The organism is Actinobaculum sp. oral taxon 183 str. F0552, from assembly GCF_000466165.1.
GTDB lineage: Bacteria > Actinomycetota > Actinomycetes > Actinomycetales > Actinomycetaceae > Peptidiphaga.
On sequence record NZ_KE951453.1, the window covers coordinates 1 to 7,095 of the forward strand.

Sequence of the window (7,095 nt, forward strand, 5' to 3'; positions counted from 1 at the left end):
CGCGGGCCCGGACGTGCAGGGAGCCGGAGGCCGTGCGCACGCGTCCGGTCGGCGCGGGAGCGGCCGCGGGCCGGACGAGCTCGACCGGGCGACCGTCGATCCAGAACCCCCGGCCGAGGGGGAAGGAGCGGCGCCCCCCGCGGCGGTCCTCCAGCTCCACCCGCCAGGCGCCGGCCACGCGCCCGACCCTCGTGACCGCGCCCACGAAGCCCGTGTCGACGTCCTCGACCACCAGTCCGGGGCGGGCCTCGACCGCCGTCGATGCGGGCATGTGCGCGTAGTCGCCGTGCCGGTGGGGGTCGGCGGACAGAACGTCGTCACCGTATCGGTCGTCGAAGATCACCCCGATAGGGTATGCGCACTCACGCCCTCAGCGTAGGATTGGCACTCGGGCGAGTCGAGTGCTATAGGCTCGACGCGAGTGCACAGGCGACGGACGAGAGGAGGAGCCATGGGGACCAAGGACCGCAGGACCAGGGTTCTCAAAGCCATCGTGCGCGACTACGTCTCGGCGCGCGAGCCCGTCGGCTCCAGAAGCCTGGTCGAACGCTACGACCTCGGCGTCTCGCCCGCCACGATCCGCAACGACATGGCCGCCCTCGAGGAAGCGGGCCTCATCCATCAGCCCCACACGTCGGCCGGCCGCATCCCGACCGACCAGGGGTACAGGCATTTCGTCGACTCCCTCGACGCGGTCAAACCCCTCTCCGCCCCCGAGCGCCGGGCCATCGAACGGGTGCTGTCGGGCGCCGTCGACCTCGACGACGTGATCGCCCGAGCCGTCCGGGCGCTGGCGCAGATCACCCAGCAGGCGGCCGTCGTCCAGTACCCCTCGCTCCAGCGGGTCTCCCTGCGGCACATCGAGCTGATCCCGTCCGGCGCCGGGCGCGTCATCCTGGTCATCATCACCGAGGCCGGCCGCGTCGAACAGCGGACCCTCGCCCTGGCCCGCGACGTGGACGCCGAGGACCTGGCCTCGCTCGGCCGGTGCCTCAACGCCGAGCTGACCGGCCTGCGCCTGGCCGACCTGGCCCTTCCCCTGGCGTCGCTGGCCGAGGCGGCCCCCGCCCGCCTCCACGAGGTCCTGGACGTGGTCGGCACCGCCATAACCGAGGCCCTGCGGGCCGACGCCGAGGAGCGGCTCGTCATGGCCGGCGCCGCGCACCTCTCCCGCCACTCGGTCGACTTCGCCCGCTCGATCTCCCCGGTCCTGGACGCCCTGGAGGAGCAGGTCGTCCTCCTCAGGCTCCTGGCGGCCATGCAGGACGGCGTCTCCGTGTCCATCGGCGAGGAGAACCCCTACGAGGAGCTCTCCGAGGCGTCGGTGGTCTCCTCGACGTACGACGTCGCCGAGCAGTCGGTGGCCCGCGTCGGCGTCATCGGCCCCACGAGGATGGACTACCCGGGGACCATGGCCGCCGTCTACGCGATATCCCGATACCTGTCCGATATTCTCAGCAACCGCTAGGAAGGCCGTGTCAAACCACTACGAAACCCTCGGCGTGCCCCGCGACGCCTCCCAGGAGGACATCAAGAGGGCGTACCGCAGACTCGCCCGCAAGCTCCACCCCGACGTCGCCGGGCCGGGCAAAGCGGAGGAGTTCAAGGCCGTCAACGAGGCCTACGCCGTCCTGTCCGACGAGGAGTCCCGGAGGATGTACGACCTCGGCGGGGACGACGCTCTGCGCGGGTCGGGGATGCCCAGCGGATTCGGGGCGTTCTCCGATATCTTCGAATCCTTCTTCGGCGGCGTCCGCACGGGGCCGGCCCCGCGGGGCCGGCGCGGCCAGGACGCCCTCGTCTCCCTCTCCCTGGAGCTGGAGGACGTCGTCTTCGGCGCCGAGAAGGAGATCTCCCACACCCTGCCCGTGGAGTGCCCGACGTGCCACGGCTCCTGCGCCGCCCCGGGCACCGAGCCGGTCGCATGCCGGGAGTGCGGCGGCACGGGGTCGGTCCAGCGCGTGGCGAACTCGATCCTCGGCCAGATGGTCACCCAGACGGTGTGCCCGGCCTGCCGCGGGCACGGCACGGTCATCGTCACGCCCTGCTCGGAATGCGCAGGCGAGGGACGCGTCAGGGCCACGAGGAACGTCACCGTGCGCGTCCCCGCCGGGGTGGAGGACGGCATGCGCATCCGCCTCTCGGGCCAGGGCGAGGCGGGAGTCGAGGGCGGCGGGCCCGGCGACCTCTTCGTCGAAGTGCGCGTCAAGGAGGACAGGGTCTTCCAGCGCGACGGCGACGACCTCGTGTGCGAGATCGAAGTGCCGATGACGGCCTCGGCCCTCGGCTGCTCCCTGGACGTCGAGACCTTCGACGGACGGCGGACGATCGACGTCGAACCGGGCACCGACTCCGGCCACGTCATCTCGCTCAAGGGGCTGGGAGTCGGCCGCCTCAACCGCCCCGGCCGCGGCGACCTGAAAGTCGTCGTGGAGGTCAAGACCCCCTCCAAGGTCGACGACGCCCAGAGGGCCCTCCTCCAGCAGCTCGCCAAGCTGCGCGGCGAGGAGCTCCCGGCCGCCAGAGTCGTCCAGCACAGCTCTTCGTTCTTCTCGAAGCTGCGGGAGAGAATCCGTTCGTGACGGCGCCCGTCTACGTCTGCGACGACCTGTCCGACGCCGAGGAGGGATCGACCCTGGTCCTCGACGGGGCCGAGGCGCACCACGCCGCCACCGTCCGACGCGCCCGAGCGGGCGAGCGGATCGACGTCGTCGACGGACGGGGGACCCGGGCGCGGTGCGTCGTGGCCGAGGCCGGCGGGGCCCGCCTCGCGCTGGACGTCCGCGAGCGCGTGCGCGAACAGGCCCCGCGTCCGCGCATCACGCTCGTCCAAGCCCTCGCCAAGGCGGGCCGCGACCTCCAGGCGGTGGAGACATCGACCGAGTACGGGGCCAGCCGGTTCGTCCCCTGGGCGGCCGACCGGTCGATCGCCGCATGGAAGGGCAAGGAGGACAGGGGCAGGGCCCGGTGGGAGGCGACCGCGCTCGCCGCGGCCAAGCAGTCCCGCCGCTCGTGGATCCCCGAGGTCACGCCGATGCTGGGGACGGACGGCGTCGTCGCCCTCGCCGTGCGGGAGGGCGCCACGCTCCTCGTCTGCCACGAGGAGGCCCGCGAGGGGCTGCCCGACGCCAGGGTGGAGAATCTATGGATCGTCGTCGGGCCCGAGGGCGGCATCGCCGACCGGGAGCTCGAAGCCTTCCGGGAGGCGGGCGGGCGGCCCGTCCTCCTCTCGTCGAACGTCCTGCGGTCCGCCAGCGCCGGCCCCTTCGCCATGGCGGCCTTGAGCGGCATGCGCCTGGTCGCCGGATAGAATCGCAGAGATGAGTCAACCGGCCAAGCGCACGATTCTGGTGCCCGAGCACGTTTCGATGATCAACCTCCTCGGCCACCGGGACGAGGTCTTGCGCGCACTGGAGACCGGCCTCGCCCCGGCGAGGATCCACGTCCTGGACCACCGCATCACGCTCACCGGCCAGGACGCGGACCTGGACGTCGCCGAAGCCCTCATCGGCGAACTCGTCGACGTGGTCCAGTCGGGCCAGCACCTGACGACGGAGGCGGTCCAGCGCGCCATCGCGATCTCCCGCTCGGGGGTCGCCAGCCCCTCCCAGGTCATGACCTACGACGTCCTGTCCGCTCGGGGCAGGACCATCCGGCCCCAGACCGTCGGCCAGAAGGCCTACGTGGACGCCATCGACGCGAACACCGTCACCTTCGGCATCGGCCCGGCCGGCACGGGCAAGACCTATCTGGCGATGGCCAAGGCCGTGGTGGCCCTCAACACGCGGAAGGCCTCCAAGATCATCCTCACCCGACCGGCCGTGGAGGCGGGGGAGTCCCTGGGCTTCCTGCCCGGTTCGCTCACCGACAAGATCGACCCGTACCTGCGCCCCCTCTACGACGCGATGTACGAGATGCTCGACCCGGATTCGATACCCCGGCTCATGGCCGCGGGGACCGTGGAGGTCGCGCCCCTGGCCTACATGCGCGGGCGGACCCTCAACGACGCCTTCGTCATCCTCGACGAGGCGCAGAACACGACGCCCGAGCAGATGAAGATGTTCCTCACCAGGCTCGGATTCGGCTCCACGATGGTCGTCACCGGGGACGTCACCCAGGTGGACCTGCCCGGGCGCACGACCTCGGGGCTCATCCTCGTCCGCCGCATCCTCAGGGACATACCGGGGATCGCTTTCTGCGAGCTGTCCTCCGCGGACGTCGTGCGACACCGGCTGGTCAGCGACATCATCGACGCCTACGCACGGTGGGGCGAGGCACAGGCGCAGGCCGGAGGGCCGCGCGGAAGGGACGGATCATGAGCGTCGACGTCAACGACGAGTCCGGGTTCACCCCGGCGCTCGACCTCGCGGAGGTCTCCGCGTTGGCGACCTACGTGCTCGACCACATGCGGGTGCATCCGCAGGCCGAGCTCAACGTCATCCTCGCCGACGAGGCCTCCATCGAGCGCCTGCACGTCGACTGGCTGGACCTGCCCGGCCCGACCGACGTCCTGTCCTTCCCCATGGACGAACTGCGGCCGGCCCCGCCGGGAGAGCAGCCGCAGGAGGGGATGCTCGGCGACATCGTCGTCTGCCCCCAGGTGGCGGCGCGCCAGGCCTACAACGCCGGCCATTCGACGGCCGAGGAGGTCCTCCTGCTCGTCACGCACGGCATCCTGCATCTGCTGGGCTACGACCACGCCCGGGAGGACGAGCGCAAGGAGATGTTCGACCTCCAGCGCAGGCTCCTGCTGACCTTCCTCGCCCAGCGGCGCGACGACCCGGTGGCCCCCGAGCCGACTGAGACATGAACGCTTCCGACATCCCCGTGGGCCCGCTGATCGTCGGCGCCGTCCTCTCCTTCGCCCTGGAGGCTCTGTGCTCGGCGGGCGGGGCGGCGCTCGGCCGCGTCACCCGCGACGAGGCCGTCGAAGCCGAGGCCTCCGGGGCGCGCGGGGCCAGGCGCATCTCCTTCCTCGTCGCCCGCCGCCAGGCTGCCATCGCGGGCCTGGTCTTCCTGCGCATCGTCTTCGCCGCCTTCGCAGCCCTGTTCCTGACCCTCGCCCTGGCCGGCGTGGTGTCCACGTGGTGGGAGGCGGCCCTGGCCTTCGCGGGGATCCTCGCGTGCGTCACCGCCCTCATGGCCGTCGCCTCGCCGACGGGCGTCGGCCTGCGCAGACCCATCCAGACCCTCGGCCTGATCTCCGGGCCGGCGGCCGCCGTCACCGCGATCGCCTCGCGCACCGTCCGGGAACGGGAGGCGAGCCCCGAGGAGTCGGAGCAGGTCAGGGAGGACCAGCTCGCCGTCATGGTCGAACGGGTCTCGCAGTCCGTCGTCCTCGACGAGAACGACCGCGAGCTCCTCCAGTCCGTCTTCGACCTCAACCACACGCTCGTCCGCGAGGTGATGGTGCCGCGCACGGACATGGTCACCATCGGCGGGGACGCGAGCCTGGACAAGGCCATGTCCCTGTTCACCCGCTCCGGATTCTCCAGGGTGCCGGTGGTGGGGGAGACCACCGACGACCTCCTGGGCGTCGTCTACCTCAAGGACGTCCTGAGCCGCACGCACCTGCGCGCCGACGCCGGCGGCCTGACCGTCGACGACCTCATGCGCGACCCGGTGTTCGTCCCCGAGACCAAGGTCGTCGACGACCTCATGCGCGACATGCAGGCCGACCAAGTGCACATCGCGCTCGTCGTCGACGAATACGGCGGCATAGCCGGGCTCGTGACCATCGAGGACATCGTCGAGGAGCTCGTCGGCGAGATCTCCGACGAGCACGACCGCGCCGTCCCCGAAGTCGACGTCCTCGCGGACGGCGTGTTCCGCGTCCCCGCCAGGCTCCCCATCGGCGAGCTCGGCGACCTGTTCGGAGTCAAGCTCGACGACGACGACGTCGACACCGTCGGCGGCCTGTTCGCCAAGCTCATCGGCCGCGTGCCCATCGCCGGGTCGACCGCCTGCGTCGGCGGCATCCACCTGTCCGCGGAGCGCTTCCAGGGCCGCCGCCGCCGCTTGGCTACGATTGTGGCCAGACGCGCGCACGAAGAAGGAGAAGACGATGAATGACGGCCCCCCCGCCGCCAGGCCCCCCGAGGCGGGATTCTCGGCCCCCGAGGGATTCCGGGCCGGATTCGCCTGCGTCGTCGGGCGGCCCAACACCGGCAAGTCGACCCTCACCAATGCGATGGTCGGCCGGAAGGTGGCCATCGCCTCGGCCCGCCCGGAGACGACCAGGCGCGTCATCCGCGCCGTCGTCAACCGCGAGGACGGTCAGGTCGTCATCGTCGACACCCCCGGGCTGCACCGCCCCCGCACCCTCCTGGGGGAGAGGCTCAACGACATGGTCCGCGACAGCCTCGCCGGCGTCGACGCCGTCGTCGTGTGCCTTCCCGCCGACGAGGCCATCGGCCCGGGCGACCGGTTCCTCGCCCAGCTCGTCGGCGGCCGCGCGCCGACGATCGCGGCTGTGACGAAGGCCGACCTCCTCGGGCGCGCCGCGCTCGCCGAACGCCTCCTGGAGGTCTCGCGCTTCGCGGACTTCGCGGAGATCGTCCCCGTCAGCGCCGCGACGGGGGAGCGGGTCGGCCGGCTGACCGACCTGCTCGTCGGACGCATGCCCCCCGGCCCGCCCCTCTACCCTCGGGACGCCGTGACGGGCGAGACCGAGGAGACGCTCATCGCCGAGCTCATCCGCGAGGCGGCGCTCGAGGACCTCCAGGACGAACTCCCCCACTCCCTGGCCGTCACGGTCGAGGAGATCGACGGGGCGACCATCCGCGCCGACCTCCACGTCGAACGCGACTCGCAGAAGGGGATCGTCATCGGGAAGGGAGGACGGCAGCTCACACGCATCGGGCGGACGGCGCGCAAGGGGATCGAACGGCTGCTGGGCGGGCACGTCTACCTGGACCTCCGCGTGAAGGTCGCGAAGAACTGGCAGCGCGACCCGAAGAAGATGGGCCGGCTGGGCTTCTGATGGCGCCCCCACCCCGCGAGGGCTCCCCTCCCTCGCCAGACGAACCGCGCGCCGACCGCGCGACGCCCCAGGCCGGCGTCGAGAACGCCGGCTCCCCGCCCGCGGAGGAGGCG

General features: G+C 71.8%; 8 protein-coding genes. 7 read left to right on the forward strand and 1 reads right to left on the reverse strand.

Annotation, left to right across the window (positions count from 1 at the left end; genetic code table 11):
- Window positions 1–343: DUF3097 family protein (locus HMPREF0043_RS08010; protein WP_021602514.1), on the reverse strand; the 343-nt coding region annotated here is incomplete at its 3' end.
- A gap of 108 nt (window positions 344–451) precedes the next feature.
- Between HMPREF0043_RS08010 and hrcA the strand changes: the two genes are divergently transcribed.
- From hrcA to era, 7 genes are read left to right on the forward strand one after another with little or no spacing between them, the layout of a single operon-like run.
- Window positions 452–1,468 carry a heat-inducible transcriptional repressor HrcA gene (gene hrcA, locus HMPREF0043_RS08015; protein WP_021602515.1) on the forward strand — a complete coding sequence of 339 codons (1,017 nt, stop codon included), beginning with the start codon at window positions 452–454 and terminating at the stop codon, window positions 1,466–1,468.
- A gap of 7 nt (window positions 1,469–1,475) precedes the next feature.
- Window positions 1,476–2,582: a molecular chaperone DnaJ gene (gene dnaJ / locus HMPREF0043_RS08020; RefSeq protein WP_021602516.1), complete on the forward strand. Its 1,107-nt coding sequence runs from the start codon at window positions 1,476–1,478 to the stop codon at window positions 2,580–2,582.
- Window positions 2,579–3,310 (forward strand): 16S rRNA (uracil(1498)-N(3))-methyltransferase, encoded by a 732-nt coding sequence (locus tag HMPREF0043_RS08025; protein WP_021602517.1) that lies wholly within the window; start codon window positions 2,579–2,581, stop codon window positions 3,308–3,310. The genes dnaJ and HMPREF0043_RS08025 overlap by 4 nt, the downstream gene beginning before the upstream one ends.
- Window positions 3,311–3,320: 10 nt before the next feature.
- Window positions 3,321–4,319, forward strand: a complete 999-nt coding sequence (locus tag HMPREF0043_RS08030) for a PhoH family protein (RefSeq protein ID WP_021602518.1) — start codon at window positions 3,321–3,323, stop codon at window positions 4,317–4,319.
- Window positions 4,316–4,810 (forward strand): rRNA maturation RNase YbeY, encoded by a 495-nt coding sequence (gene ybeY / locus HMPREF0043_RS08035; protein ID WP_021602519.1) that lies wholly within the window; start codon window positions 4,316–4,318, stop codon window positions 4,808–4,810. Before HMPREF0043_RS08030 ends, ybeY begins: the two co-directional genes overlap by 4 nt.
- Window positions 4,807–6,072, forward strand: coding sequence for a hemolysin family protein (locus tag HMPREF0043_RS08040; RefSeq protein WP_021602520.1), 1,266 nt, complete (start codon window positions 4,807–4,809; stop codon window positions 6,070–6,072). The genes ybeY and HMPREF0043_RS08040 overlap by 4 nt, the downstream gene beginning before the upstream one ends.
- On the forward strand, window positions 6,065–6,982 hold the full coding sequence (era, locus tag HMPREF0043_RS08045) for a GTPase Era (RefSeq protein WP_021602521.1): 918 nt from the start codon (window positions 6,065–6,067) through the stop codon (window positions 6,980–6,982). Before HMPREF0043_RS08040 ends, era begins: the two co-directional genes overlap by 8 nt.
- Window positions 6,983–7,095: the final 113 nt, after the last annotated feature.